The organism is Pseudomonas sp. NFACC51 (assembly GCF_900103575.1).
Taxonomy (GTDB): domain Bacteria; phylum Pseudomonadota; class Gammaproteobacteria; order Pseudomonadales; family Pseudomonadaceae; genus Aquipseudomonas; species Aquipseudomonas fluorescens_Q.
This window is the reverse complement of record NZ_FMXH01000022.1, coordinates 1-3,260: the sequence shown is the minus strand read 5'-3', so window position 1 is coordinate 3,260 and position 3,260 is coordinate 1. Positions and strand designations below refer to the sequence as shown.

At 63.7% G+C, this 3,260-nt stretch carries 2 protein-coding genes; both read left to right on the top strand.

The window, feature by feature from the left end:
- Positions 1–1,494, top strand: a 1,494-nt coding sequence (locus tag BLT00_RS29025) for an autotransporter outer membrane beta-barrel domain-containing protein (protein ID WP_218190205.1), incomplete at its 5' end; no start/stop codon positions are given.
- Between the two features lie 96 nt (positions 1,495–1,590).
- The gene (locus BLT00_RS29020; protein ID WP_063322875.1) at positions 1,591–3,255 is read left to right on the top strand and encodes a ShlB/FhaC/HecB family hemolysin secretion/activation protein; all 1,665 of its coding nucleotides are present in this window, start codon (positions 1,591–1,593) and stop codon (positions 3,253–3,255) included.
- Positions 3,256–3,260 lie beyond the last annotated feature (5 nt).

Genomic DNA, 3,260 nt, shown 5'->3' with positions numbered 1-3,260 from the left:
ATCACCGCCGACGGCCTGGCCCTCAATGGCGGCGACTTCGAGTTGCGCAACAACGGCAACGTGGTGGGTGACATCGCCAGCGAGGCGGGCAAGGTCGCCTTCAACAACACCGGCAACCTGAAGGTCGGCACGCTGACCGAAACCGATGGCAGCGGCAACGTGGTCAAGGTCACCATTGGTGTGAACAACACCGGCGACGTCAGCATCGGTACCCAAGGTGACTTGGCGATCAACGAAGCCCTGGCTACCAGCGGCAACGTGTTCCTGAACATCAGCGGCAAGACCACCCAGGATGCCAACGGCAATATCACCGCCGATGGCCTGGCGCTCAAGGGCGGGAATTTCGATCTGCGCAACGCCAGCAACTGGGTCGGCGATATCGCCAGCCGAGCGAAGGATGTCAGCTTCGTCAATCGGGCCGACGTCACCGTCGGCAGGCTGACCGAGACGGCACTGGACGGTACCCGGCTGGATCAGATCGTCGGTATCGGCAACACCGGCAAAGTCCAGGTTGTGACGACCACCGGCAACATCACCCTGGCCGAGAACGTCAGCACCACCAGCAATGCCGCCGATGCGATCGTGCTCAACGCCGGTCAATCCGCTTCGGCGGGCGTGGCTGCGGGCGGTGACGTGAAGGCCGACGCGGGCGTGACGGTGTCGACCGGCGCCGGCGGCCGGGCGGTGATCTACACCGGCAGTCTCGCTGGCAGTACCGGTGTGGTGGATGTGGTCGGCAGTGGCAGCGGCAATTTCCGCTACAACAGTGACGAGCAACAAAGCAATTTCGGCAGGGCCCTGGGCAACACGGGCGTTCATGCCGTTTACCGCGAGCAGCCCGTCCTGGTGGTGTCCACCAACGGCGCGACCACCCAGACCAAGGTGTTCGATGGCCAGACCACGTTCAACGGCGGCGGTATCGCCGGTTATGACGCCAACGGTCTGTGGAACGGCGACACCAAGCCGATGCTCGGCAACCCACTGTATTCGGTAGGCACTCAAGGCCCGGGTTCGCACCTGATCAACATCGGCGGGTTGGCTGACCTCGGTTACCTGATTGTCAGCAATCCGGCCAACGCCAATCTCACCGTGACGCCATCGATTGATTATGACGCCGTGCGGCAGAGCGTCGCCGATGCGACACGCGTCGGCGCAGAGGTGAGTTCGCCCCATGCTCCGGAGCTCAACCCGTCCCAGGCGAAACCGGTCGACTGGTCTGATCACGGAGTCGATGACGGCGGTCTGTTGCTGGTGGACCAGGGCGGCACGCGTGCCAACGGGAATGCGGGCGACGGCGCGGGCAACGCCCTGGCGCAAGGCGACAGCGATTCGGCTGCCCAGGCCGAGGACACCGCCAGCGAGCGGGAACTGGCCGGGAACGTCTGCTCCGATGGCGGCGTATCCGAAGGCGGCGCCTGTGCGGCCTACCCGCCGCAGACCGTGTTCGTCGTGCGCGGCGGCGTGCGCTTGCCGGGCCTGGCCATGCGTCCCTGATCCCTGACATCCACCTTTTCATTTGAAGGAACCCTTGGCCACGTCCCCGGACGTGGCCAAGGGCTCAGGCAACCCGAATTATTCGAGATTGATTCCATGCATAACAAACTGATGTCCTGCGCGGCTGGTCTGGCGTTGTTGTCCACCTCCCCGGCTTGGGCGGCGACCCTGCCGGCGCGCCCGATCCCCGACGCCGGCCGTATCCTGCAGGAACTGCCGATTCCGCAGCAGGAATTGCCGCAAAGCATTCGCCTGGATATAGACGCACCACAACCAGAGCAGGAAAAAGTCGGCGGCGCCAAGGTCCAGCTCAACGCCGTCCATTTCACCGACAACACGCGCATCGACGAGGCCAGCCTGCAACGTGTCGTCGCCCCGGCTATCGGTCGAGCCCATGACCTGGACGAGCTGCGGGAAGTGGCCCGGCAGGTCACGCTTTATTACCGTGAGCAGGGTTACCCGTTCGCACGTGCCTATTTGCCGGCCCAACGCATGGCCAACGGGGAACTGACCATCGCGGTGATCGAAGGCCGTTATGGGAAGGTCACCGCCACCAACGACGATGCGAAACTGGCCGCGCAGGCGCAGCCGTTCCTGGGTGACCTGCAACCGGGCGACGTGATCGAGCGTGATCGGCTGGAGCGCAGCATATTGGTGCTTTCGGACTTGCCGGGCGTGGCTGTTCGTCCGGTGATCCGGCCAGGTGAGGCACTCGGCACGGGCGATCTCGATGCCAAAGTGAGCAAGACCGAGGCCTTCGAGGGCAAGGCCACCCTGGACAACCATGGCAATCGTTATTCGGGGCGCAATCGCCTGACGGTACAAGGCGACTGGAACAGCCCGCTGATGCTGGGCGACCGGCTCAGCGCCGCGGTGATGGCCACCGATGAAGACTTGTATTTCGGCAGCCTCGGCTACTCGATGCCATTGGGCACCTCTGGCCTGCGTGGCAACGTGGGTTATGCCCAGAGCGCCTATGACCTGGGCGCGGAATTCGCCGACCTGGGGGCCACCGGTACCGCTGAGGTCAGCAGCATCGGCTTGAGCTACCCGCTCCTGCGCAGCAACCAGGCGAACCTCATGTTGGCTGGGCAGTACCAGCACAAGGAGCTCGAGGATAAGTACGAAGTGCTGGGCCTCAGTTTTGAAAAAAGCAGCAACACGCTGCCCATCAGTTTGCAATTTGACGTGAGGGACACGGTATTGGGCGGCGGCATCACCTACGGCGGCGCGACGCTGACCTACGGTGACCTGAAACTGGATTCGGCCCTGCGCGAGGGCGACCGCCAGACCGCCCAGACCGAGGGCAACTTCAGCAAAGTGAACGTCGACCTCGCCCGTCTGCAAGCGCTGCCGGCCAACTTCACGCTCTTCGCCCGTTTCCTCGGCCAGTGGAGCAACGACAACCTCGACTCCTCCGAGGACTTCAGCCTCGGCGGCATCGATGGCGTACGGGCTTATCCGCAAAGCGAAGGTTCGGGCGACGAAGGCATGCTGACCCAGATCGAGCTTCGTTACCCAATCGACAAGCTCACGCCCTACCTGTTCTGGGACGCCGGCAAGGTGCGCATCAACCACAACGAGTGGGCCGATGAGGAAAACACCCGCAGCATCTCCGGCGGCGGTGTGGGCCTGCGCGCTCAATACGGCCAACTCTCCTTCGACGCAACAGTCGCCTGGCGTCACTCCGGCGGCGAAGCGCAGAGCGACACGCGCCAGGAAAACCCGCAACTGCTCGCTCAGATCGGTTACCAGTTCTGATCGAT